The organism is Mesorhizobium sp. NZP2077, from assembly GCF_013170805.1.
Lineage (GTDB): Bacteria > Pseudomonadota > Alphaproteobacteria > Rhizobiales > Rhizobiaceae > Mesorhizobium.
Genome location: NZ_CP051293.1, coordinates 7040895 through 7064303, shown reverse-complemented (window position 1 = coordinate 7064303; position 23409 = coordinate 7040895). Strand labels below are relative to the sequence as shown.

Genomic DNA, 23409 nt, shown 5'->3' with positions numbered 1-23409 from the left:
AAGGGGCAGGTCCCATGGGCCTCGACTATGAGAATGACGGCGCTTTGCATGCGAAGCTTATCGAAGACGTGCTGTCCCAATATCCAGACAAGGCGGCGAAGCGTCGCAAGAAGCACCTCAGTGTCGCAACGAGCAAGGACGAGGCTGGAGGTGAGGACAAGGGCCTTTCCGAATGCGACGTCAAATCGAACATCAAATCCATTCCGGGCGTGATGACTATCCGCGGCTGTGCCTATGCCGGCTCCAAGGGCGTGGTGTGGGGTCCGGTCAAGGATATGGTCCACATCTCGCACGGGCCAGTCGGCTGTGGGCAATATTCCTGGTCGCAACGCCGCAACTATTACGTCGGCACGACGGGTATCGACACGTTCGTGACAATGCAGTTCACCTCCGACTTCCAGGAGAAGGACATCGTTTTCGGCGGCGACAAGAAGCTGGAAAAGATCATCGACGAGATCGAGGACCTATTTCCGCTCAGTGGCGGCATCTCGGTGCAGTCCGAATGCCCGATCGGCCTGATCGGGGACGATATCGAGGCCGTGTCGCGCAAGAAAGCCAAGGAGCACAAAAAGACGATTGTACCGGTGCGCTGCGAAGGTTTCCGCGGCGTTTCACAATCGCTCGGCCACCACATTGCCAATGATGCGATCCGCGATTGGGTCTTCGACAAGGACGATGTCGCGTTCGAGTCCGGCCCATACGACGTCAACGTCGTCGGCGACTACAACATTGGCGGCGATGCCTGGGCCTCGCGAATCCTGCTCGAAGAGATTGGGCTTCGGGTGGTCGGCAACTGGTCGGGCGACGCCACACTCGCCGAAATAGAGCGCGCTCCCAAGGCCAAGCTCAACCTGATCCACTGCTACCGGTCGATGAACTACATCTGCCGGCACATGGAGGAAAAGTACGGCATCGCCTGGATGGAATACAATTTCTTCGGCCCCTCCCAGATCGAGGCCTCCTTGCGCAACATCGCCAAACACTTCGGCCCGGAAATCGAGGAGAAGACCGAAAAGGTCATCGCCAAGTACCGGCCCTTGGTCGATGCCGTCATCGCCAAGTACCAACCGCGCCTCGAAGGCAGGACGGTGATGCTCTATGTCGGCGGCCTGCGCCCCCGTCACGTCATCACTGCCTACGAGGACCTCGCTATGGTGATCGTTGGCACCGGCTACGAATTCGCCCACAACGACGACTATCAGCGCACCGGCCATTACGTGAAGAATGGCACGCTCCTCTATGACGACGTCACCGGTTATGAGCTGGAGAAGTTCATCGAAGGCATCCGCCCGGATCTCGTTGGCTCCGGTATCAAGGAGAAGTACCCGGTACAGAAGATGGGCATCCCGTTCCGCCAGATGCACTCCTGGGACTATTCCGGCCCGTATCACGGTTATGACGGCTTCGCCATTTTCGCCCGCGACATGGATCTGGCCATCAACAACCCGGTCTGGGGTCTCTACCGCGCGCCGTGGAAAAAGATGAAGGACGCGCCGCCGACGGCGGTCGCCGCCGAATGAGGACTGGCCTCCCTCCCTGGCAGGGAGGCCGATAAATGCTTGGGGCGTGCTCGATCCACGCTGGATGCCCTTTAACGCTTTGATGTCCCTGTGCTGCCGCTTGCCGCAGCCAGATGGAAAAGGTGACCACCATGCCGCAATCGGCCGAAAAAATTCTCGACCATGCTCCCCTGTTCCGCGAGCCGGAATACAGACAAATGCTTGCCGAGAAGAAACTGAATTTCGAATGTCCGCACCCTGATCAGATCGTCACCGACCAACGCGAATTGACCAAGACTTGGGAATACCGCGAAAAGAACCTCGCTCGCGAGGCGCTTGTCATAAATCCCGCCAAGGCCTGCCAGCCGCTCGGCGCGGTGTTCGCGGCCGCGGGCTTCGAGCGCACCATGTCTTTCGTTCACGGTAGCCAGGGCTGCGTTGCCTACTACCGCTCGCATCTGTCGCGACATTTCAAGGAGCCTTCGTCAGCGGTTTCCTCCTCGATGACCGAGGACGCGGCAGTGTTTGGCGGCCTGAAGAACATGGTCGACGGGCTCGCCAATACCTACAAGCTCTACGACCCCAAGATGATCGCCGTCTCGACCACCTGCATGGCCGAGGTCATTGGCGACGACCTGCGGAGCTTCATCGAGAACGCCAAGAACGAAGGCTCGGTCCCGTGCGACTTCGACGTGCCTTTCGCTCATACGCCTGCCTTCGTCGGCAGCCATATCGATGGCTATGACGGCATGGTGAAGGGCGTGCTGGAGCATTTCTGGAAGGGCAGCGAGCGCTCGCAAGCCGCTGGGACCATCAACATCATTCCAGGCTTCGACGGATTCTGCGTCGGAAACAACCGGGAACTTAAGCGCCTCCTCGACCTGATGGGTGTCACCTATACCGTCATTCAGGACGCCTCAGACCAGTTCGATACGCCGTCGGACGGCGAATACCGCATGTATGACGGTGGCACCAAGATCGAAGACGTGAAAGGGGCACTCAACGCGGAGGCGACACTGTCGCTGCAGCATTACAACACCCGCAAGACGCTGGAATATTGCAACGAGGTCGGGCAGGCGACGGCATCCTTCCACTATCCGCTGGGTGTCCAGGCGACCGACGAATTCCTGATGAAGATCTCGGCGATTTCCGGCCAGGAGATCCCCGAGACAATCCGGATGGAGCGCGGCCGACTGGTTGATGCGATGGCGGACAGCCAGTCATGGCTGCACGGCAAGAAGTACGCAATCTATGGGGATCCGGACTTCGTCTACGGCATGGCCCGCTTCGTCATGGAGACCGGCGGCGAGCCGACACATTGCCTCGCGACCAACGGCACATCGGCCTGGGAGGCCCAGATGAAGGAATTGCTTGCATCCTCGTCCTTTGGCCAGGATGCCCAGATCTGGGCGGGCAAGGATCTCTGGGCGATGCGTTCGCTGCTGTTTACAGAGCCGGTGGACCTGCTGATCGGCAATTCCTATGGCAAGTATCTGGAGCGCGACACCGGCACACCGCTGATCCGGTTGATGTTTCCAATCTTCGACCGGCACCATCACCATCGCTTTCCCCTCATGGGCTACCAGGGTGGACTACGCGTGCTGACGACGATCCTCGACAAGATATTCGACAAGCTCGATCGCGAGACGAGCGAAACGGGCGTGACGGACTATTCCTATGACCTCACCCGCTAAGCCCGTGCCGGCTTTTCGTCGAGGCCGTCCATTGCCCAATGGACTTCGGAGACTGACGCAATGACCTCGCTCAGTGCCAAGATCCAGGACGTTTTCGACGAGCCCGCCTGCGATAACAACCGCGGCAAGGATGCCAAAGCGCGCAAGGAGGGCTGCTCGAAGCCGCTGACCCCCGGGGCGGCAGCCGGCGGCTGCGCCTTTGACGGCGCCAAGATCGTCCTGCAGCCGATTACCGACGTTGCGCACCTGGTCCATGCGCCGCTCGCCTGCGAGGGCAATTCCTGGGACAACAGAGGCGCAGCTTCGTCCGGGCCAACCCTGTGGCGGACAAGCTTTACAACCGACCTCACCGAACTCGACGTCGTGATGGGGCAGGGCGAGCGGAAGCTGTTCAGGGCGATCCGCGAGATCAAGGAAACATATGCGCCGCCGGCAGTCTTCGTCTATTCGACCTGCGTGACGGCGCTGATCGGCGACGACATCGAGGCCGTGTGCAAACGCGCGGCCGAAAAATTCGGCTTGGCCGTGGTGCCGATCAATGCGCCGGGCTTGGCCGGCTCCAAGAACCTCGGCAACAAACTGGCCGCCGAAGCGTTGCTCGATCATGTCATCGGCACGGTGGAACCCGACGACGCCGGACCCTACGACATCAACATCCTTGGCGAATTCAACCTCTCCGGCGAATTCTGGCTGGTGAAGCCGCTGCTTGATCGGCTCGGCATCCGGGTGCGCGCCTGCATTCCGGGCGATGCGCGTTACATCGACGTTGCATCCGCGCACCGCGCCCGGGCGGCTATGATGGTGTGCTCGAGCGCACTCATCAATCTTGCCCGCAAGATGGAGGAGCGCTGGGACATCCCGTTCTTCGAGGGCTCCTTCTACGGCATAACAGATACCTCCGAAGCACTTCGCAACATTGCTGAGCTGCTGGTGAGAAAGGGCGCCGATGCGGAGATCCTCGATCGCACAGACACGCTGATTGCTGAGCAGGAGGCGATTGCGTGGAAGAAGCTCGAGGCCTACCGCCGGCGGCTTCAAGGCAAGCGCGTGCTGCTCAATACGGGCGGCGTGAAGTCCTGGTCAGTCGTCCACGCCCTGATGGAGATCGGCATGGAGATCGTCGGCACCTCGGTCAAGAAATCCACAGTCGAAGACAAGGAACGGATCAAACGCATCCTCAAGGACGAAAACCACATGTTCGAGCAGATGGCAGCGCGCGATCTCTACGCCATGCTCTCAAAACACAAGGCCGACATCATGCTGTCGGGCGGGCGTACGCAATTCGTCGCCCTGAAGGCCAAGACACCCTGGCTCGATATCAACCAGGAGCGCCAACATCCTTATGCCGGCTATGACGGCATGGTGGAACTTGTACGGCAGATCGACCTCGCCATTCATAACCCGATCTGGGGCCAGGTGCGGGAGCCGGCGCCATGGGATTGCCAGCCTGCCGGGGAGGACGATCTGGCGAGCACGAAGAACGGGACCGCGACTGTGAACGCTTTCAATGAATTCGCCGGCGCGACGGCTCACCGCTTCGGCGACCGATGAGGAAATCCGATGGTCCGCATCCTTCGCAATACCAAATCAGCGGCGGTCAACCCGCTGAAGTCGTCGCAGCCGCTGGGTGCCGCCTTCGCTTTTCTTGGAGTCGAGGGTGCGATGCCCCTGTTCCACGGCAGCCAAGGCTGCACCAGCTTCGCGCTCGTGCTCTTCGTGCGGCATTTCAAGGAAGCGATCCCCTTGCAGACAACGGCGATGGATGAGGTGGCAACCATACTCGGCGGAGCGGACCATCTGGAAGAGGCGATCCTCAACCTCAAAACCCGCACTAAGCCAAAGCTGATAGGGGTGTGCACGACCGCGCTGGTGGAGACCCGGGGCGAAGACTGCGCGAGTGATATCGCCAACGTCAAGCTGAAGCATGGGGAAGAGCTCGCGGGTACGGAGGTTGTGCTGGCCAACACGCCTGATTTCGGCGGCGCTATCGAAGAAGGCTGGGCCAAGGCTGTCGCGGCGATGATCGAAGGGATTACACGGTCGGGCGCACGGACCCGGCAGCCGAAGAAGATCGCGATCCTGCCCGGATGCAACCTCACTGTCGCTGACGTCGAGCATTTGCGTGACATGGTTGAAAGTTTTGGGCTCAAGCCGGTTATCCTGCCGGACGTCTCCGGCTCACTCGACGGCACGGTTCCTGACCGCTGGGTAACCACTACCTATGGCGGCACCAGCGTCGAGGAAATCCGCGAGCTTGGCACGGCCGCGCAATGCATCGTCATCGGCGAGCACATGCGCCACCCGGCGAAAACGCTGCACGGGTTGACCGGCGTGCCTTACGCGGTGTTCCAGTCGCTGACCGGATTAATGGCCGTCGACCGGTTCGTCTCGCTGCTATCGGCGGTTTCGGGCGCGGCGGTGCCGGACCGGGTTCGCCGTCACCGGGCGCAATTGGAGGATGCATTGCTCGACGGACATTTCCATTTCGGAGGCAAGAAAATTGCGATCGCTGCTGAACCAGACCAACTCTATCAACTCGCAACCTTCTTCACAGGCATGGGCTGTGACATCGCGGCGGCGGTCACGACGACCGATATGTCGAAGATTCTGCAAAAAGTACCGGCGGAGTGGGTTCAGATCGGCGATCTCGGCGATTTGGAAGCTCTTGCAGCGGGCGCGGATCTTCTCGTAACACATTCCCACGGTCGCCAGGCGTCGCGACGCCTTGGCATTCCGCTCATGCGCGTCGGCTTCCCGATCTTCGACCGGCTCGGCAGCCAGCACAAGCTCACAATCCTCTATCGGGGGACCCGCGACCTGATCTTCGATGTTGCCAATATCTTTCAGGCCAACCAGCACGCGCCGACGCCTGAGGCGCTTGATCTATTCCGGAAACGAGAAATGCCAGATGAGCTCCGTTCGTCGCCTCTCACTCGTCACTGACGAGGTTCACGCACCGATGACGGACCGACGGGCAGGCGCATTGCGCGTAGCCATCGCCACGCAAGACATGACGAATCTCAATGCCCATTTCGGGTCGGCCAAGCGCTTTGCTGTCTACGATGTGACGCGCGAGGAGTGGCATCTCGTGGAAGCCGTGGCCTTCGATGACGTTTCCGATGAGAGCGGGAAGCGTCGGACCGAGGGCGATGACCGCGTCACGCCGAAGGTGGAGGCGCTGAAGGGCTGCCATCTGCTGTTTTGTCTGGCCATCGGCGGGCCTTCGGCAGCCAAGGTTATTTCGGCAAAAATCCATCCAATCAAGGTGCCGCAGCCACAAACCATCCAAGAGGTGCTGTTGCGCACGCAGATGATGCTGAGAACGTGTCCTCCGCCCTGGCTGCGCAAGGTGCTGGCCGAAGCTGGTGTCGCCGAAAAGAAACCCTCCTTCGAGGATGAGGACTGAAACAAGGAAAGAGCAAAATGTTTGAAGTCGCGATCAGCCCTGCTGTCAACGATGACGAGGCGGCCCTTGCCAGCCCGTTCGTCAAGTGCCTCGTGCGGCTGATCCTTGCTCAAGATTCCCACGGGTCGTGGGACGGCAAAGCGGACGCCGAGTTGCTGGCCGACTTCATCGTCAGCAAGGAACGGCGTCGTACGATCCCAATCATCGGCGATCCCGATCCGGACGTGCTGTGGAGGCTCGACAAGTTTTACACTGCCGTCGCCCTTGCGATCGAGGAGCGCTCCGGCCTGATGGCATCGCCGATGATCGAAATGAGCCATGAGGGGTTCGGGCGCGTGCTTTTCACCGCCGGGCGGCTGGTCGTTTTGTCCAAGACCGTGCGCGACGTCCATCGGTTCGGCTTCGAGACGTTCTGCAAACTCGCCATCGCCGGTACGAAACTGGTCGACGATGCCATCGCAGCCATCGACGCCTATCCCGAGGTGGCACGGGCATGAAACCAATTTTCGAGCAAGAGGATCATGTCAGGCCTTGAGGAGCCGCGATGGCCAGCCCACGCGGCCGACGCGGTCGAGGCCAATGTGGTTCTCGGGGTAGCGCTGATGAAGCCACTCGTCCTGATCTGTTCGCAAGATGCGGAGTTCTATCTGTTCCTCAGCCACATACTGGAGGTGGACGGCTTCGTCAGTGAGCCGGCAGGCGGCGCCAAGGAAGCACTTGCAAAGGCCGACGAGCGGGAATTCCAGGCCGTGGTGCTGGACTGCGGTCCAACGAGCCTTACCGGGTCCGCAATCTGCGCCCGGCTCAAGCGGGAACCCCGGACCGGCGGCCTGCCCATCATTGCCCTGATCGCGCCCGGCGCCGAGAACCAGCACCTTGATCTGTTGAAGGCCGGCATTGACGAGAGCTTTGTGCGGCCAATGGCGCCGGCCAAGCTGCTCGATTATCTGCGGACGAGGCTGGCGCTGCCGAAGCCGGGTTCAAACGGGATTGAAAACGACAGCTGGCTTTCCTATGGCAGCCTTGAGATGAAGCTCGATGCCCACCGGGTTTGCGGCAATGGCCATGACATCCATCTCGGACCGATCGAGTTCAACGTGCTGCGGCATTTGCTGGAGGCTCCCGGCAAGGTCTTCAGCCGGGACGAGCTGATCGGCGGGGCCTGGCCGGCCAATATCCATGTCGGTCTACGCACAGTCGATGTCCATATCAGTCGGCTCAGAAAGGCTCTGGAGACGGCCTCGACCGGTATCGTCATCCGTACCGTCAGGTCGGCCGGCTACTCGCTCGAGAAGCTGGACGGCTGAATCGAGTGCCGGGTCTGGTGCCACTCCCTTTTCCTCGCGCTGTGATCCGGTCTTGCGGCCTGAAACGCCCTCATCGAACACTCAGGAAGAAAGCAGGAAAATGGGCTTTAAAACCGTAGTCTGTTCGACCGGCGCTGACCATTCCGATCAGGACGTCAGAACTGCTGCCGGCTTGTGTGCGGAAATCGGCGCGCACCTTTCCCTACTGATCATACCCCCTCCGACGCTCCTTATGTCGCATCGGCGGATCGGAGATGGTGTCCCCGAGTGGCCGGTAGGACGTGGACAGGCAATTGCCAGATTGAACGATCGGTTTCGGCAAATCGATCGAGTAACACAGGACGCGGTCAGACTGGAAAAACGCTCCCGAGATATCCACAAACTGCTGGAATCTATGTCGCTCGCCTATGACGTTGACACCGACTATTACGATCCGGCCAGCCTCGGTGAAGTGGCACGACAGCGGGCGCTCTGCGCCGACCTCACGATTGTCGGACCAGGGCTACTCGACGACGAGAATCTCGGACCTCCTGTGGTCAACGGCTGCTTGTTCGATACGGGAAAGCCGGTGCTCGTTGTGCCGAAGGGGGCTGAGGCGACGCTGTGGCCACGGCGCGTCGTGGTCGGTTGGGATTCCCGAGTCGAGGCGTCCCGTGCGGCTCGAGAAGCGCTGGGTCTCCTATGCGCTGCTGAGGAAGTTCGCGTCGCCCTGGTCGATCCGAAGGCCAACTACAACTGGAACGGGGCGGAGCCCGGAGCCGACATCGCTGCCTATCTCACTCGGCACGGTGCTCGGGTGTCGGTTGACCTCCTGCCAAGTGCCGGCAAATCGGCGGCCACGGTGCTTGCGCAGCACGCAATCGACACGTCTGCCGACATGATAGTCATGGGCGCCTATGGCAGCCGTCGGCTGCGTGAGCGGCTCTTTGGCAGTGTGACCAGATGGATAGTCGAAAAGCCGCCATTGCCGCTGTTTTTGGCTCGCTGAATGGTTTCGGAAGTCCCTATCTCGGACCGATCGATTCCAACCTAGATGCGGTTGCTGGCGTGCAATGGATGTCCTCCCACCTTGCGTTCTCATTGGCCTTCGTCGCGAGGCCGAGCCGAGCTCAAGACGTTCGCCGAGCGCCCACGCGGCTGGCCCGATCATGCGCGAGGCCTGATAGTCAGCTGCGCAACGGAAATTCCTTTTCAAGGGATCGACACTCGGCGCCGAGGCGATTCCTCGATGACGACCGTGTGGAAGTGCCAAGACCGCCTGCAACGTTACGAAGCCGAGAAGTACGACTACGTGCAAAATCGGTGACGGTGCAAGGTTTCGGCCTCAATGTCGGATACTCGACAGGATCGCAAACCATGCCTGTCGTTGCTTTGCCGATGTTTTGCTCTGGCACGTTCGATGCAGGGGACTTCCCGAATTCAGCAGCGGATGTCTTCTATGATCAAACCTACGGAAAAATGCTGTCGCCGCACTGATGACCGTGCCCTTGCTGGTCGCCAAGCAGGCCGAAGGTCAGCTCATCGCGGTCGGGGCGGGCAACTGAGCCCAATTGCGATGAGGGATAGGTTGCGAAAGCATGTCACTGACCACGCGGGGGTCATCGAGGCGGGAGTCTCGATGCCAGACATATCGCCGGCATGAGTGCCGATCTCATCACGGAGCCGGGATCCGCGGGCGTCACACCCGATACTACGAACGCGCGGACAAGCTGTGACAAGTCCGGCAGTGTCGACGATGCCTGCGGGGAGGGCAAGCCCAACGGCCATGGCCGACATTCGCTGCGCACAGCGTCTGTTTGGGAAAGGTCAGTAGAAGCAAGACAACTGGATCTCTCTTGCATTGGGATCGGTGCTGGCCCATCCAATTTGAGCCTTGCGTGTCAGATACACGAGCAAATCGGGCACGGGGCACTGTTCTTGGATCGGCAAGTCGACTTCCGCTGGCATCCAGGCAGCGCATTCGATTCCTCAGAACTCCAGGTCAGCCACATCAAGGATCTGGTCACGCTGGTGAATCCGCGATCCGCCTACACTTTCATAAACTACCTGCACGAGAACGGGCGTCTGTATCACTTCCTGAATGCACAGTTCGATGCTGTGCTCAGGGCTGAGTTCGAGCAATATCTGAACTGGGCGTTCCGCAGAAACCCGCTTGTGCGCGGCGGCGAGACCGTGCGCGAAATACGCTATGATGGCGAGTTTCGGGTGCGAACGGACGATGCAGTTCTCGGTGCAAGAGACCTGGTGGTCGGCATAGGCAAGCAAGCGCGGATTCCACCTCAATTTCAGGGCTGGATCGGACGCAACCTGTTCCATTCATCCGATTTGCTGCACATCCATCCTGAGGTGCGCCATAAACATGTTTGCATCGTAGGTGGAGGCCAGTCGGGAGCCGAGGTGCTGTTGCATTTGGTCGGTGGGCCAAGAGAACGGCGGCCTTCCTCGATCACCTGGGTCTCGCAGCGCGAAAACTACCTGCCTCTCGACAACAGCCCGTTCACAAACGAGTTGTTCATGCCCTGTTTTTCGGATCGTTTCGCGGCCATGAGCGAGCCGCAGCGCAAGTTATTCCTGCGGCGTTTCGTGCTTGCCTCGGATGGTATTTCGGATCGCACTTTGCGCGCCGTCTACCAGGCGCTGTATCGCCACGAATTCCTTGAGCCAGACCTGTGTGACATCGCACTGCGGCCGGGTCGCAACGTTTCGCGCTGCATCAACGCCGGCGCAGGTCATAGCTTGACGCTGCAGCGCGGCTTGGCCGACGTCGAAGAAGTCACGGCCGACATCGTCATCCTGGCCACCGGTTACGAGAACGCCGTGCCAAGCTTTTTGGAACCGATGGCGGATCGACTGCAACAGACCGACAATGAGTTGGTCATCAACGAGGATTTTTCGGTGTGCTGGGACGGACCGCGCGACAGACGCATCTTCGTACAGAACGCCAATCCCGGGCAGCGCGGGCTGGCCGATCCGAACCTAAGCCTGCTGGCCTGGCGAGCTCGCCGCATTCTTGACAGCCTTCTACAGCGCGCGCCGTGCGCGAACTCCGAGCATCGCGGCTTTATCAGCCGTACTTCCGTCGAGACCTGGCCCGACCCAGTAGCCGAAGAAATGGGCAGCGGGATATGACACGTCGACTGCTGATCGTCGGCGGTGGCATCCAAGAAATGATGTCCGCCTCCGCTGGAGCGACGGCCGGAGCCCGCTCCGAACTCATCGTGACTGAACATGCCCTTGGACCTATGGGCGCATCGCTTTATTCTGCGGGCGTCCATTTGCCCCACGGTCGTCGAAACCGTACCAGGTCGCTCACTCGAAAGTGCGTAGCGGCCATGGCTGCGTCGGCCGTCAGCGGAGGCTTCCGGCTCGCAGCGATGCGTGTGGTGGCTGGACCGGGTGAGGTGAATGATCGGGACGAGCCTAGGGAAGTCCTGGGCCCGGCTTGCCTGGGATGGCCAGTCTAGCGCTGAACTCTCCGCGGATAGTATCCGTTCTTGGAGATCGATGGACTCATGCCGCCGACGTGCCCTCCCTGATCGGCCGACCGGAACGGGAACTTGTCGTAAACATTCGCGTGGCCCACGGCTTGCGTTGCGTCAGGCTGCACGAAAGGTCGCCTTATGGGCAGTCGCACCATCAACAGCATGCTCGGCCGTGACTCCTACAAACACGTATCGGATCGACAAATCTTTACGAGCCCGGACAATCGCTCCATTGAGGAGGGACAACACAGCCTTGAAATCCAGCCGGAGCGGAATGCACTTAGCGTCGCCGCCCACATGCCGTGGACTATCGTCTCCGTGGGTCGGCCTAGCTGTGCGCGCCCGCGCTTCGCCGGCGGCGAATGATGCTAGATGAGCCGACGCCAACATTACCGCAGGGCAGACAGCCAAGCCGCTCTCGCCCTCAAGCGTCTGACGCATGATGCGTGTCCAAAAGCTGACAGCAGCAGAAAACATGTCGGGTTCAAAACAACCGGCCGTCTTGGGCTTGTAAGGTCATGAGGCAGAATGATGCATTTACTGCGGGCAACGCGCTGGCATGACGTTTGCTGGTTGAGATCGGCAATACTGAGTGAGGGCTGATCGCATGAGAACACGCAAGACTTTGATGGTCTCCTAAGCGGTGTGTTCCGTTCTGAGAGAACTAGCTCGCGCATAAACGTCAGGAAAGGTGTGGGAATGGAGAACAACATGTTGCGTAGAGAGTCCCCGGCTCCTCTGATCAAAGTGGACGACTGGCTGCGTGGCTAACCTCTCACGAACTTTCAGCCCGGCAAGGTGTCGGGATGACAAGTGGAATGGAACCCTGGTCAATTCGCCCATTTTCTGCAGCGCGCCCGCAGTAACTATGTCCATGGAGCACAGGGTCGACCGTTTGCTACAGGTCAAGGCTCGGACCTTAGACTTCCAATCGAATAGCCGCGGCGGCGATATTCGACGCGAATTTGGCCCGTCGTTGAAGACGTCACAGTCCAGGACCTGTTCAAGGTCGGCCACAGGGGCAGCATTTACGTGGAATCGGCCTGGCGAGGCCGGACGTCGGCTGCGTAAGCGAGCCCGAAGTCGGCGTAACCGAAAGCAGAAATTCTCCGTTGAGGACGAGATCTGAAATTGAGGAAACGAAATGTCTCACGCAGCGCTTGGCCCTGCCGTCAACAAGGATGGCGAGGCCCTTGCCCGCCCGTTCGTCAAATGCCTGCTGCGGCTGATCCGTGCTCAGGACTTCCACGGCTCATGCCAACGGAAATCGGACACCGGGCTGCTGGCCGATTTCATTATCACCGAGGAACTGCGCCGGAATATCCACTCATTGGCAATCCGGATCCGGGCGTACTGTGGAGGCTCGACAGGTTTTAGACCGTAGCGGAGCTGGCGATCGAGGAGCGCTCAGGCGTGATGACATTGTCAACAACAGAAATCAAACGTCTGTCGAGACGTCTACCGGTTCGGCTTCGAGACTCTCCGGAAACTCGCGGATACCGGCGCGAAACTGGTCGGCGATGTGACTGCAGCTATTGCCTGTCCCGACGTGGCGCGGGCGTGAAGAAACCCATTTTCGAGGAAGGATCATGTCAAACCTGGATGAGATGGCGAAGAAAGTCCGAAAGCTTCAACTGCGCGCGGCAATTGCCAAGACGAACTTGCGCGACCTTGCCGAGGGTCTCCCGGTCAAATGGATTGAGATAGAGGAAGTCGCCGAGAAAACGCATGCCGTTTATGCCGAGTTGGATGGTGCCAGGAGAGAGCTTGCCAAAATGAAGACTTTGCGATGAGGAGCAAATTCATCAGCCGCGACGGCTCCATATGGGTGCCGGAATATCTGATCGCTATCGATGGCAAGATCTGTATCGGCTGCGGCCGCTGCTTCAAAGTCTGCTCGCGCGAGGTCATGCATCTTTACGGCGTCGATGACGCGGGTGAAATCCTCGGCGCCTGCGACGCCGATGACGACGATTTCGATGGTGAGCTCAATCGTATGATCATGGTTGTCGACCATGCCGGCCGCTGCATTGGCTGCGGAGCCTGCGGCCGCGTCTGCCCAAAGAACTGCCAGACCCATGTCGCGGCCGACCAGATCGCAGCATGAGCTGCATGATTTGACGAGACAAAATCAGGAGAACGGCATGCGCTTCATCATCTTTTGTCGGCTCCTCGGGCTGGTCCTGTGCGGCAACGCTGTGACGGTTTACTTCGCCTCGCACTCTTTCCGTCTAGCAGTCGTCATGACGCTGGGCTGTTCGCTACTTCTTCAGCTGGGCTATTTCGCAAGTGTCCTCTTTCTGATTTGGCGATCGAGCTGCGCTGGCAAAGCCGGGCAAGGGCCCGAGCTTTTCGATGGGTCCCAGGAAGTTCGGTACCAGTCGCGCGACGATGAGCATAGGAATGAAACTCAAGATCGGGCCCAGCGCAGTCAAACGCTCGGCATATCGCTGCTACTCCCTTGAGGCGCCGTAACAAGATCTGAGCTCAGATTCATCGCTTTGTTCAAGTTTGATTATTGAGGTCATTGTCCCCTGGTATGATCGAAGGCGACGGCATTCTCATCGTTCTAACGCCAGGGGAATGCAGTTTCGATTCTCCGGGCGGATTCGCTGATGACGGTCCTGTGTTTCGGCGTGCGATTTTGACACCTGAGGCGGGGAATCGGCGTCCAATTTTGGCTCTGACTCAGTTTTGATGACATTGTGACGTCGGCTGGCACTGGTTTCACAAAAGGAATCAATGCCATGGGCCAGGCCCTCCGACCATCGACTCTCGTCCCTCGCGGCTTTGTTGTTGAAGATGCCGCCAGTGCGGTCGACGCGACGCTCATCACGATCCGACCTTTGAGCATGGCGAGTGCCTGTCCGGGCTGCGGAACGAGATCGGAGCGGATCCACAGCCGGTATCAGCGGCGCTTGGCGGATCTGCCGTTGGCTGGAAAGCCTGTTCGGCTGGTCGTCCTGGTGCGCCGGTTCCACTGCGACGCGGTTCTGTGCGGCCGGCGAATCTTCGCCGAGCGCTTTGACGAGGGCGTCCTGGCGCCATGGGCGCGGCGAACCGCTCGCCTCGACGATATCGTTCATCATCTTGGGCTTGTTCTGGGCGGGCGCCCGGCAGCGGGCTTCGCCCGGAGACTGATGCTGCCAGTGAGCAACGACACCCTGCTGCGCGTCGTGCGGCGGCGCGGCAGCCCGCGCTTCGTTCCGCCAGCCGTGATCGGGATCGACGACTGGGCGTGGCGACGCAACCAGCGCTATGGAACCCTCATCTGCGATCTGGAGCGGCGCAAGACCATCGCATTGCTGCCTGACCGGGAACCAGCGACGGCTCAGGCCTGGCTCTCTGACCAGCCTCAGATCGGCATCGTCGCCCGCGACCGTGGCGGTGGCTACGCAATGGCTGCAGCCAAGGCTCTGCCGAAGGCGATCCAGGTGGCCGACCGTTGGCACTTGATGGAGAACGCCAGCCGCGCCTTCCTCGACGCCGTGCGCAAATCCATGCGCCAGATTCGGTCCGCGATCGGCGCAGTCACGATCAATCCCGACCTGCTCACTGCCGCCGAGCGGATCCAATATGAGGGATATCTTCGCCGGGAAGACACCAACGCCGCCATTCTCGGCCTGGCCAAGACCGGGGTGACGATCAAGGAGATCGTTCGCCGGACCGGGTACAGCCGCGGCCTTGTCCGTCGCGTCATGCGCGGTCAACGCTCGGATATCTTCCGCGTCCGCGAGAACTCGCTCGAACTGCACCTGCCATGGCTCGACGCCCAGTGGTCGGCCGGACGGCGGAACGGCGCCGAGCTATGGCGACGGCTCAAAGGCCAAGGGTTCCGTGGTAGTCTTCGGGTTGTCACCGAGTGGGCTACGCGCCGTCGGAAGGCGGAAAAGGTCGATGGTGGCGCCTTGAGCCGGGCGCCCTCGGCGCGGACCATAGCGCGGCTGATGACCGTCGGTCGCGACAACCTCTCCAAGTCCGAAACCGTCCTTGTCGCCGCGATTGAGGGCGGTGTGCCCCAGCTGGTCGATGCCCGAGGAATCATCGCCGCCTTCCAGGCCATGATCCGCAAGAAGTCTCTCGTCGATCTTGAGCCATGGCTGGAGCAAGCTCGATCGGGCCTTGTTGCCCCCTTCGCCAACGGCATCGTCAAGGACCGAGCGGCTGTGAGCGCGGCGATCACATCTCCCTGGTCCAATGGCCAAACCGAGGGGCAGATCACCAAACTCAAGCTCGTGAAACGCCAAATGTACGGCCGAGGAAAACTCGACCTACTCCAGGCGCGCGTCATCGGCGCTGGGTAGGCTCCATCACCACCAAAAGTGCGTCAGAGCCCAATTTTGACCCCCGGTTGGAGAGCGCCCTAGGGGTGGACACTGATCAGGCTGCGGTTTTGCCCGTCTGCCAGATGTGTTGATCCTCGCGATCATCTGCGCGACCGCATTCGCCGCGCCGTCTCTCGTGGCCGCGCCCTCTTGAATTGAAGGTACAGACAGTTTCCTCTTTTAAAAGCGACATCCGCCCTGTCCGTCAGCCGGAGAACAGTCGGAGCTAAAACCCGGTCACCACCAGTTCGCCAGGTCGAAATGGAGCGAACGACCTTGCGGGGGCGCTCAGGTTCAGGCGTAGGTCGATGCCGAGAGGCACGTTCGGCATTGTCCGATAACCGACAATGTCGGCTATGCAACGTAGAGGAAGCTGACTCTTGGGTGTTTTTTAAATGCTTTTTGGCTTGGCACGGTACATGCTCGTTATTGCGCAAAACGCACGGATTGAGTGGTCCCGCCGCCACGAAAGTCGCTAGCTTACGCCACCTCCCAAGGCGAACCCGGCCCGGCAGGGAGCTCCGTCTCTGCCGGGCATGCCTTTGAGACGACTCGCGTTCAGAACAGCAGCAAGTTCACGTCAGCAACACCGACACAGATTACTAATCAGTTGCTGGATACCGCTAGGACCGACATGCTCGTCAACTACAATCCGACGACTTACGGCCGCGGCGAGACCAGCCTTTCGAGGGCATTGGCACCCCGTTTCGATCAGGTAGACGAGCACTTCGATCGAGCAGCTGGAACCTCTGTGAGGCGTTGAGCGCCACAAAAATCGCCTCGCGGAATTCGGCTCGGCAACCGTGCAGTTCCTGCCGGTCCAATCGCAAACAAGTGCCACTGCGTTTTTATCGAAGTCTGTTGGTTTGGCGGTCTGGCTGCACTTGCGAAGCTGGCAAAAACGCAGATGCCGACCGCGAGGCGTCGTAGGTTTCCTAGGCGATGGTCGCGTCATCGCAGCATGGCGACATGTGGATCGCTTCGTCTCAATCGCAAGGAGAGCGCTGGAAATCCCCAAAGCTCTGATGGGTGATCAGAGAGCGCGGCCGACCAATCCAAGCAGCGCTTATGGAACGAGTTTTGCGTGGCTATTTCAGCTGAATGATCATCGCCGGAGAGAATATGCTGGAAAAATTCGAGCGTTACCCGCTCACCTTTGGACCCACACCCATCGAGAAGCTCGACCGGCTCGGCAAGCATCTGGGTGGCAAGGTCGAAATCTACGCCAAACGCGAGGACTGCAACTCCGGTCTGGCGTTCGGCGGCAACAAGCTGCGCAAGCTCGAATACATCATCCCCGACGCGATCGCGTCAGATGCCGATACCCTTGTCACCGTCGGCGGCGTGCAGTCCAACCACACGCGCATGGTCGCCGCCATTGCCGCCAAGATCGGCATGAAATGTCTCCTGGTCCAGGAGAGCTGGGTTCCACATGAGGATGTCGTCTACGACCGGGTCGGCAACATTCTCTTGAGCCGCATCTTGGGCGCAGAGGTGCGTCTGGTCGACGATGGCTTTGACATCGGTATCCGCCGCAGCTGGGAAAAAGCGCTCTATGAGGTCAAGGCAAGGGGCGGCAGACCCTACGCGATACCGGCCGGGGCGTCGGTTCATCCGAATGGAGGCCTCGGCTATGTGGGGTTCGCGGAGGAAGTGCGCGCCCAGGAGGAACAGCTAGGGTTTCGCTTCGACTACATGGTCGTTTGCACGGTCACCGGTTCAACGCATGCCGGCATGCTCGTCGGATTCGCCAAGGACGGTCGGCAGCGCAACGTGATCGGTATCGATGCCTCTGCTATCCCGGCCAAGACCAAGGCGCAGGTGCTTAGCATTGCCCGACATACAGCGACCCTCGTTGAGCTAGGAACGGACCCTGTCGAGGATGACGTGGTGCTGCTCGAAGACTACGCGTACCCGCGTTACGGCATTCCATCCGAGGAAACCAAGGAGGCGATCCGTCTGTGTGCGCGGCTCGAGGGTATGATTACCGATCCCGTCTATGAGGGCAAATCGATGCAAGGGCTAATCGACCTCGTCCAAAAAGGCTTTTTTCCAGAGGGCTCGAGGATACTTTACGCGCATCTCGGCGGCGCGCCGGCCATCAACGGTTATGGTTACACCTTTCGCAATGGCTGATGCTCGACAGATCTCCACGTGCTGTACCTGCCGTAACAGCGCTGCGCCAAGTTTGACCGAAGGCCCGTTGGCAAACTTCAGCGGGCAGCTGTTAACTGCCGCCACGACGTGGGGTCGTGGTGCTGGCATGCTTGGCAGCATTTGCCTGTGCTCAATGTGACCTGAAGCCGCATAAGAAGGGAGAAGACATGGCCGTTTGGCTTTTTTGTCATTTTGCGATGCGGCGATAATCGCCGTAAATTTCATAAATTGTAAGCCACCGAAGATATCCGCAGGCGCGTGGTATCTACTTGAGCAGGTATGGAAGCTGTGACCAATCGTGCTCGAGCGGGTCGTCGTCGGCGAGCACAGCCGGACACCCCCAGCGCGGCGGTGAACTGGGCCAGCATGGGGGAGGGAAGAGGCGCCCACCGCGACGTGACAGCGGGCAGTCGGTATCCGGCTTAACCAGGGCTTGCTCATACCTATTGCGAGCGTCGACGAGACTGTCGTCCCTTCGGCAATTTTGACCGAAACGGCGCGTTCAGCCGGCGCGTTGCCTTCGGGCGGGTTCCTCCACCTGGCGCTCTTTTAGCACTACGTGCGGAGGGGCTGGGGGCTACGACGTAGCTGAGCCGCTCTATACGGAGGGGCGCGCGCGAGGCGAGGCGACGATGAGGTCGAGTTGTCCCCCGGTCGCCTCTTGGTAGCTCTAGGTGTCGACAGATACATATCGGCCTGTTGCTCGATCTTCGAGACAGAGGGCTGGTTGATCTTGAGGGACAAGGCAATCTCCGCGTGGGCCTTCCCAGCGGCACGGCGCAGCTCGCCGTTCGACCTCCGTCCTTTAACTCCTCGAAACGTGCGTCGACACGCTCCCGACGCTCCTCAGGGAGGGCTGCGATCACGTCATCAAGCCTGCGTTCCATCACTTCCTCTCCTTCTTGTTCGCCGCCGCCCGGCGGTGAGATGCCCTTGATGGCATTTGTCCAATGGCGTGTTGATTGGTGGCCCGGAACGGGAAGTCGCATCTGGCCATTGCCATCGCCCGGGCGCTTATCCGCGACAGCGGGCGCGGCTACTTCGACGGAACAACGACCGCACTGCTCGATCCTCCCACGCATCACATCGAAATCGGACATGAATCCTGGCGCTCCAAGAACCGTACCTGATCACCACATCGCCCAAGACGATCCGCGCTCGCCGGGCTTCGCAACCCGGACCAGCTCCGCCCGGCCAGCGCTAAACGCGATGCGCTGCCGCCAATTTTTACCGGGATATTCGCTGCGGCCAAGCAAGAGGGACATCTTCTCAAAAAAAAGCAAAACTGGGCCCATTATCGATGTAGCACCGCCAAAGTGCTCTACTGGGTGCATTTGCAGAGCGCGATTGACGGGTATCTGGGAGGGTTTTGCGCCGAGCTGGATGGTTCATGCAGTCCAAAATGCGTTCTAGGCTCAGGACCCATTAATCCGGCGGACGCCATGGTTGCTTTGAGATATAAGCGGACTCCGCTCCTCGGGGTATGTCTAGATTCCCGAGCATTTCACCAAGCTGGGGCAGCGCCAACTCGCCTTCGCATGCTATAGCGGTAGCGGCGAACCATCTTAGCTCGGTATGTTCATCATCGATAAGGCGCGGACGGCCGCGCCACTTATCGACGCGATAGACGTGGAACGTGGCGGATGCCTCGGGCGGGGCTTCTGATACGAATCTCCCGACAAACTGCCAATGCTCTGGCGTTACGCCTATTTCTTCCATCAGTTCTCGGCGCATCGCTGTCTCAGCGTCTTCGCCATCCTCAATGTGGCCACCTGGGAGGCTCCAACGATCTGGATGCACCTTGCGCTTCGAACTTCGTCGCGCAAGCAGCACGGCTCCGTTCTGGGCTAGGGCGCCCATCGCAATGTCGGGCATCTATGCTTCTCCGTTTCGTCGATATCGCGCCGATGCTGCCTGTCGCCACGGCTCTTTGCAATGACCGGCAGTCCCCATTCCGGTCATTCATCAATTTGAGGATTTCACACTCGCGTAAGCCATGATTCAAAGGGGTAGGAGGTGCCACCCATGCCTGATCATTACTGGATTACCGAAGCCCAACTCGAGCGCATCAAACCATACTTGCCGCGTTCTCACGGGAGGCCGCGTGTCGATGATCGGCGCGTAATCAGCGGAATCACCCACGTCATTCGCAATGGCTTGAGATGGCGCGATGCGCCTGAGGTCTATGGGCCGCATAAAACGCTCTACAACCGCTTCATGCGCTGGAGCCGGCTCGGTGTGTTCAACCGCATCTTTGCAGGCTTGGCGGCAACCGGCGGCAAGCCCGACCAGTTGATGATCGATGCGACCCACCTGAAGGCACATCGCACGGCTGCAAGTCTGCTTAAAAAGGGGATGTTCCTCGACGTATCGGACGCACCAAAGGGGGATTGAACTCAAAACTCCATGCAGTTTGCGACGGCAAGGGTAGGCCCCTCATCATGCTGCTAAGCGAAGGGCAGATGAGTGATTACAAAGGCGCTGCGCTCATGATCGACGCCTTCCCCAAGGCCAAAACCCTGCTCGCCGACCGAGGTTATGATGCCGACTGGTTTCGCAATGCCTTGGCCGAACGCAACATCTTCGCCTGCATTCCTTCAAAGGCCAATCGAAAGGTGCAAATGCCGCACGACGGGACACTCTATCGTCGGCGGCACAAGATCGAGAACATGTTCGGTAGGCTCAAAGACTGGCGGCGCATCCACACCCGTTACGATCGTTGTGCCCACACTTTCATGTCCGCCATCTGCGTCGCTGCAACCGTCATCTTCTGGCTCTGATCAATGAGTCCTGACCCTAGGAAAATAGGATCACTTGGCGAAAACGGCTGTTTGACCCGAATCTTTCTTTCAGTGGCTGAGCGGAGTCAGATTGGTCGATGTCTGCATCGTGATGGTTGTTGCAATCAACGATGCCCAAAAATGGCGAGCAGCATCTGGCGGTCAATGCCCTCAAGGGATTTGGCGGCCGAATCCTTGCGGTGGTCGACGACTTAGACAGGGATACTTATCGCCCGTCCAGGCCGTCGCTTCGCTGGTGTGATCTGCATCGTTGCTTCCAGAAGAAAGGCAGGGACACGCCCAAGTGCGAAGTCGATCTCGTTACGGCGATTGAAGGTGGCTGAGACGCACGATCGCGAAAACTATGGCAAAGGAACACAGTCATGACTGAAGAATCACCGGCGAAATGACCAGCGGCAACGTGTTTGCGGATTTGGGCTTTGATAATTCCGAAGAGGAATTGCCGAAAGCCAAGCTCGCCCGTGAGATCCGCGCCATCATTGTGCGTCGGCGCCTCACTCAAGCGAAATCAGCTCAATTGCTTGTTATGAAACAGCTCGACATATCTGCGATAGTCACGGGGCGAACAGACAAGTTCTCTATAGATCGCCCGGTGCGCTGCCTCGATCGACGCGATAATAAGGTGGACGTTGTGGCGCGCCACAAGCCGCGCAAATCGGCACGAATGGCCGCACAAGCAGCCTAATCGTTGGCGCAAGCGTGGGGTCCAGCTCTCGACAAGATCGTCTTCCTCGGGATTTCCATCTCCTCGTCCTCCTGGCCTATTTCGGTTGCTACGAGGATCATGAGTGCCGAGCTGCCCTTTGCGCCCCAGTTTTACTCCACGAAGCGGCTCGCTTCGCAGCGGCACGGATGACCTTATCCGGACGACGATGGCTCTTCCGATTCTTAAGTCCAAATGCTCTCTGGCGTGAGAATCTCGAACGGAACAATCCGCTGTTCGATTACCCGTGTCCGTGCGTTCGATCATTCGCAGCATTACGTCGATGAGTTCTTCAGGCATCCTGTCGACGGGATGGCACAAGGAAGCAGTAATCAAGCCTTCGCTCAATCCCTTGCGTGTCTCGGGCCCGATGTCGCGGCAGACGACCCGGATTTTGCACTGCTGCTCCGCAGCGAGCTCGCGCATAGCACGGAGAACGCCGGAAATGCCGCCGCCATTGACGAAGATGCCCCTGAGCTCCGGCTCCTCCGCTATCAGCCTGCGAACGACTGCATAGGCGTTCTTCGGCGTCTCATGGGTCAGGAGGGTTTCGCTGACATGGAACTCGGGCGCGTGCTCGCGCATGTAGGAGCGAAAGCTCGCATCCGAGATATCTTGGAACTGATAACGATTGCTGCCGATGAGAGGAAAGACCTTGCCGGGCCGACCGGACGTCTGGCTGATAAACCATGCGGCGGTGCGGCCGGCCTTCCTGTTGTCGGTTCCCACAAAGCCGGCCCGGCTGCCGGCGGACAGGTCAGTGACGTAGGCGATCACTGGAACGCCCTTGACGCGCAACTCATCAATCGCCTGGCCGACGAGCGGGTGATCGGCCGAGATCACTGCGATTGCATCGGTGCTTCCGCCTATCTTGAGCAGATTGGCAGCAACCGCTTCGGGGGAAGGGTCGTCCTCGAAGAGCACGTCTGGCTCAATAACCGCATCTGTGCGTCGCGCGCAGGCACCGAGAAGCGCCTCGGCCCAGATCCGGCAGAGCGGCCGGTGCGATCGCTGCGTGAGAAAGCTCAAGTGCCGATGCGGGAGATTGTCCCGCCTGCGTTCGTGCAGTGGCCCCGAACTGCGGAAGCCGATCTGCTGCGCTGCGCTCAAGATGAGGTCGGCCGTCTGCGGTCGCAGTGTGCCAGTTCCGTGCAAGAGCCTATTGCCGTGGAAACACTTACGCCCGCGGCTTTCGCCAGATCGGCGATCGTTGGCCTGTTCATCAGTCGCCTCTCATATGCAATTCGTGAATGACTTCGTTCAAGTGCAAAGGCCATGTCAGCGGCGAAAGACGCGTAGCTCTCCGGATCCTTCGAGGAGAGGCCTGACATGTTGCAAGAAATCTCCGCGCCGCCTGACGCCAATCGGCAAGATTGTTCGCCCGCGGCCGTCCGTTTTTCCCGATAGCACCACGCGCGCTACGGCTGTGCGATCCGAAGCCGCGCGGCGCGCTGCAACGCGAAGGCGCCAATCTGGCTGACGTCAACGGACAGTGCTTTCTGGACCTCGACAACACTTTCGCCATTCTGATGCATAGGGATGGCCTTGCCCCGGCGCTTGATGCGGTCGCGCGCATCCTTCATGACGGCAGCGGCCTTTTCAATTCGACGGTACATGAGATCGACCTTGCTGAACTACCTGCTCGATTGCCTTCCGGCGGTCGAGCGGATCCATTTCGTCAAACATCGACACTGAGGCTGTGACGATCGCCATCAAGACGGCACGCGCATTCACTGGACGCAGGAGCATTGCCAGATCGAAGGCGCTTATCAGGAATCCTATGATTGGGCCGAGGTAGGCCAGGGGAGGGATATCCGCAACATCGCGTCGCCGCAGGCGCCTGCGCCCGTGCCGGCTTTACGCAGGCGCCGGCATCGATTGCCGATGAGGTCGTCATTCGTCGCCTCAATGATGCCAATGGTGCGTCCATGCTGGTTATGGACCTGCATGGACGATCCTCCAGGATAAGGGCAGGCTCGGGCATCACCGCCTCTCGTCGAAACCACAACCTCCCTTTTTCTTGGCGGTACGCTCC

At 59.7% G+C, this 23409-nt stretch carries 20 protein-coding genes and 2 pseudogenes; 19 read left to right on the top strand and 3 right to left on the bottom strand.

What is annotated here, in order from left to right; genetic code table 11:
* Window positions 1-14 precede the first annotated feature (14 nt).
* From nifD to HGP13_RS34590, 16 genes and pseudogenes are all read left to right on the top strand, one after another.
* Window positions 15-1520 carry a nitrogenase molybdenum-iron protein alpha chain gene (gene nifD, locus HGP13_RS34665; RefSeq protein WP_172234334.1) on the top strand — a complete coding sequence of 502 codons (1506 nt, stop codon included), beginning with the start codon at window positions 15-17 and terminating at the stop codon, window positions 1518-1520.
* 131 nt (window positions 1521-1651) lie between these two features.
* The gene (gene nifK / locus HGP13_RS34660; RefSeq protein WP_172234981.1) at window positions 1652-3193 is read left to right on the top strand and encodes a nitrogenase molybdenum-iron protein subunit beta; all 1542 of its coding nucleotides are present in this window, start codon (window positions 1652-1654) and stop codon (window positions 3191-3193) included.
* Between the two features lie 60 nt (window positions 3194-3253).
* On the top strand, window positions 3254-4744 hold the full coding sequence (nifE, locus tag HGP13_RS34655; protein WP_172234332.1) for a nitrogenase iron-molybdenum cofactor biosynthesis protein NifE: 1491 nt from the start codon (window positions 3254-3256) through the stop codon (window positions 4742-4744).
* 9 nt (window positions 4745-4753) lie between these two features.
* Window positions 4754-6136, top strand: a complete 1383-nt coding sequence (nifN, locus tag HGP13_RS34650) for a nitrogenase iron-molybdenum cofactor biosynthesis protein NifN (protein ID WP_172234330.1) — start codon at window positions 4754-4756, stop codon at window positions 6134-6136.
* Window positions 6102-6599, top strand: a complete 498-nt coding sequence (gene nifX / locus HGP13_RS34645) for a nitrogen fixation protein NifX (RefSeq protein WP_010913613.1) — start codon at window positions 6102-6104, stop codon at window positions 6597-6599. The genes nifN and nifX overlap by 35 nt, the downstream gene beginning before the upstream one ends.
* A 17-nt stretch (window positions 6600-6616) precedes the next feature.
* Window positions 6617-7096 (top strand): NifX-associated nitrogen fixation protein, encoded by a 480-nt coding sequence (locus HGP13_RS34640; protein WP_172234328.1) that lies wholly within the window; start codon window positions 6617-6619, stop codon window positions 7094-7096.
* A 24-nt stretch (window positions 7097-7120) separates the two neighbouring features.
* Complete coding sequence (locus HGP13_RS34635; protein WP_136617667.1) at window positions 7121-7906, top strand: response regulator transcription factor; 786 nt, start codon at window positions 7121-7123, stop codon at window positions 7904-7906.
* A gap of 100 nt (window positions 7907-8006) precedes the next feature.
* A complete protein-coding gene (locus HGP13_RS34630; protein ID WP_172234326.1) occupies window positions 8007-8894 on the top strand; it encodes a universal stress protein in 888 nt (295 codons plus the stop codon).
* Window positions 8895-9730: 836 nt separating this feature from the next.
* Complete coding sequence (locus tag HGP13_RS34625) at window positions 9731-11035, top strand: lysine N(6)-hydroxylase/L-ornithine N(5)-oxygenase family protein (RefSeq protein WP_172234980.1); 1305 nt, start codon at window positions 9731-9733, stop codon at window positions 11033-11035.
* Window positions 11036-12532: 1497 nt separating this feature from the next.
* A pseudogene (locus HGP13_RS34620) lies at window positions 12533-12952 on the top strand (DUF269 domain-containing protein).
* A gap of 25 nt (window positions 12953-12977) precedes the next feature.
* The gene (locus HGP13_RS34615; RefSeq protein ID WP_027033222.1) at window positions 12978-13181 is read left to right on the top strand and encodes a CCE_0567 family metalloprotein; all 204 of its coding nucleotides are present in this window, start codon (window positions 12978-12980) and stop codon (window positions 13179-13181) included.
* Window positions 13178-13495: a ferredoxin III, nif-specific gene (gene fdxB / locus HGP13_RS34610; protein ID WP_027056516.1), complete on the top strand. Its 318-nt coding sequence runs from the start codon at window positions 13178-13180 to the stop codon at window positions 13493-13495. Before HGP13_RS34615 ends, fdxB begins: the two co-directional genes overlap by 4 nt.
* Before the next feature lie 37 nt (window positions 13496-13532).
* A complete protein-coding gene (locus tag HGP13_RS34605; protein WP_172234324.1) occupies window positions 13533-13853 on the top strand; it encodes an exopolysaccharide production repressor protein in 321 nt (106 codons plus the stop codon).
* A gap of 282 nt (window positions 13854-14135) precedes the next feature.
* Complete coding sequence (locus HGP13_RS34600; RefSeq protein WP_172234322.1) at window positions 14136-15692, top strand: ISL3 family transposase; 1557 nt, start codon at window positions 14136-14138, stop codon at window positions 15690-15692.
* Window positions 15693-16835: 1143 nt separating this feature from the next.
* On the top strand, window positions 16836-17849 hold the full coding sequence (locus HGP13_RS34595; protein WP_172234319.1) for a 1-aminocyclopropane-1-carboxylate deaminase: 1014 nt from the start codon (window positions 16836-16838) through the stop codon (window positions 17847-17849).
* Between the two features lie 986 nt (window positions 17850-18835).
* Entirely contained in the window at window positions 18836-19000 is a 165-nt protein-coding gene (locus tag HGP13_RS34590) for a hypothetical protein (RefSeq protein WP_172234317.1), read from the top strand.
* A 295-nt stretch (window positions 19001-19295) separates the two neighbouring features.
* On the opposite strand, the gene HGP13_RS34585 is transcribed toward HGP13_RS34590, so the two are convergent.
* Complete coding sequence (locus HGP13_RS34585) at window positions 19296-19745, bottom strand: NUDIX domain-containing protein (RefSeq protein WP_172234315.1); 450 nt, start codon at window positions 19743-19745, stop codon at window positions 19296-19298.
* Between the two features lie 150 nt (window positions 19746-19895).
* On the opposite strand from HGP13_RS34585, the gene HGP13_RS34580 reads away from it, so the two are divergent.
* The 3 genes from HGP13_RS34580 to HGP13_RS34570 all read left to right on the top strand — a co-directional run bounded on the left by HGP13_RS34580 (window position 19896) and on the right by HGP13_RS34570 (window position 21356).
* Window positions 19896-20650, top strand: a protein-coding gene (locus HGP13_RS34580) for an IS5 family transposase (protein WP_172234313.1) whose coding sequence is annotated in 2 segments (ribosomal slippage) — window positions 19896-20229 and window positions 20229-20650 — 756 coding nt in all. Because the reading frame shifts where the segments join, the coding sequence is not laid out codon by codon here.
* Window positions 20651-20781: 131 nt separating this feature from the next.
* Window positions 20782-20994, top strand: coding sequence for a hypothetical protein (locus HGP13_RS34575; RefSeq protein WP_246707231.1), 213 nt, complete (start codon window positions 20782-20784; stop codon window positions 20992-20994).
* A 62-nt stretch (window positions 20995-21056) separates the two neighbouring features.
* Window positions 21057-21356, top strand: coding sequence for an XRE family transcriptional regulator (locus HGP13_RS34570; protein ID WP_172234311.1), 300 nt, complete (start codon window positions 21057-21059; stop codon window positions 21354-21356).
* Between the two features lie 203 nt (window positions 21357-21559).
* Here the strand turns inward: HGP13_RS34570 and HGP13_RS34565 are convergent.
* Together HGP13_RS34565 and HGP13_RS37680 are read right to left on the bottom strand one after the other, a co-directional pair.
* Window positions 21560-22597: pseudogene (locus HGP13_RS34565) on the bottom strand (LacI family DNA-binding transcriptional regulator).
* Window positions 22598-22792: 195 nt separating this feature from the next.
* Entirely contained in the window at window positions 22793-22957 is a 165-nt protein-coding gene (locus tag HGP13_RS37680) for a hypothetical protein (protein WP_210267844.1), read from the bottom strand.
* Window positions 22958-23409 lie beyond the last annotated feature (452 nt).

What these genes read in the sequence shown, in the direction of transcription:
- nifD (WP_172234334.1), top strand. Translation starts at nt 15, where the DNA reads ATGGGCCTCGACTATGAGAATGACGGCGCTTTGCATGCGAAGCTTATC.
- nifK (WP_172234981.1), top strand. Translation starts at nt 1,652, where the DNA reads ATGCCGCAATCGGCCGAAAAAATTCTCGACCATGCTCCCCTGTTCCGC.
- nifE (WP_172234332.1), top strand. Translation starts at nt 3,254, where the DNA reads ATGACCTCGCTCAGTGCCAAGATCCAGGACGTTTTCGACGAGCCCGCC.
- nifN (WP_172234330.1), top strand. Translation starts at nt 4,754, where the DNA reads ATGGTCCGCATCCTTCGCAATACCAAATCAGCGGCGGTCAACCCGCTG.
- nifX (WP_010913613.1), top strand. Translation starts at nt 6,102, where the DNA reads ATGAGCTCCGTTCGTCGCCTCTCACTCGTCACTGACGAGGTTCACGCA.
- HGP13_RS34640 (WP_172234328.1), top strand. Translation starts at nt 6,617, where the DNA reads ATGTTTGAAGTCGCGATCAGCCCTGCTGTCAACGATGACGAGGCGGCC.
- HGP13_RS34635 (WP_136617667.1), top strand. Translation starts at nt 7,121, where the DNA reads ATGTCAGGCCTTGAGGAGCCGCGATGGCCAGCCCACGCGGCCGACGCG.
- HGP13_RS34630 (WP_172234326.1), top strand. Translation starts at nt 8,007, where the DNA reads ATGGGCTTTAAAACCGTAGTCTGTTCGACCGGCGCTGACCATTCCGAT.
- HGP13_RS34615 (WP_027033222.1), top strand. Translation starts at nt 12,978, where the DNA reads ATGTCAAACCTGGATGAGATGGCGAAGAAAGTCCGAAAGCTTCAACTG.
- fdxB (WP_027056516.1), top strand. Translation starts at nt 13,178, where the DNA reads ATGAGGAGCAAATTCATCAGCCGCGACGGCTCCATATGGGTGCCGGAA.
- HGP13_RS34605 (WP_172234324.1), top strand. Translation starts at nt 13,533, where the DNA reads ATGCGCTTCATCATCTTTTGTCGGCTCCTCGGGCTGGTCCTGTGCGGC.
- HGP13_RS34600 (WP_172234322.1), top strand. Translation starts at nt 14,136, where the DNA reads ATGGGCCAGGCCCTCCGACCATCGACTCTCGTCCCTCGCGGCTTTGTT.
- HGP13_RS34595 (WP_172234319.1), top strand. Translation starts at nt 16,836, where the DNA reads ATGCTGGAAAAATTCGAGCGTTACCCGCTCACCTTTGGACCCACACCC.
- HGP13_RS34585 (WP_172234315.1), bottom strand. Translation starts at nt 19,745, where the DNA reads ATGCCCGACATTGCGATGGGCGCCCTAGCCCAGAACGGAGCCGTGCTG.
- HGP13_RS34575 (WP_246707231.1), top strand. Translation starts at nt 20,782, where the DNA reads ATGCCCAAAAATGGCGAGCAGCATCTGGCGGTCAATGCCCTCAAGGGA.
- HGP13_RS34570 (WP_172234311.1), top strand. Translation starts at nt 21,057, where the DNA reads ATGACCAGCGGCAACGTGTTTGCGGATTTGGGCTTTGATAATTCCGAA.
- HGP13_RS37680 (WP_210267844.1), bottom strand. Translation starts at nt 22,957, where the DNA reads ATGAAGGATGCGCGCGACCGCATCAAGCGCCGGGGCAAGGCCATCCCT.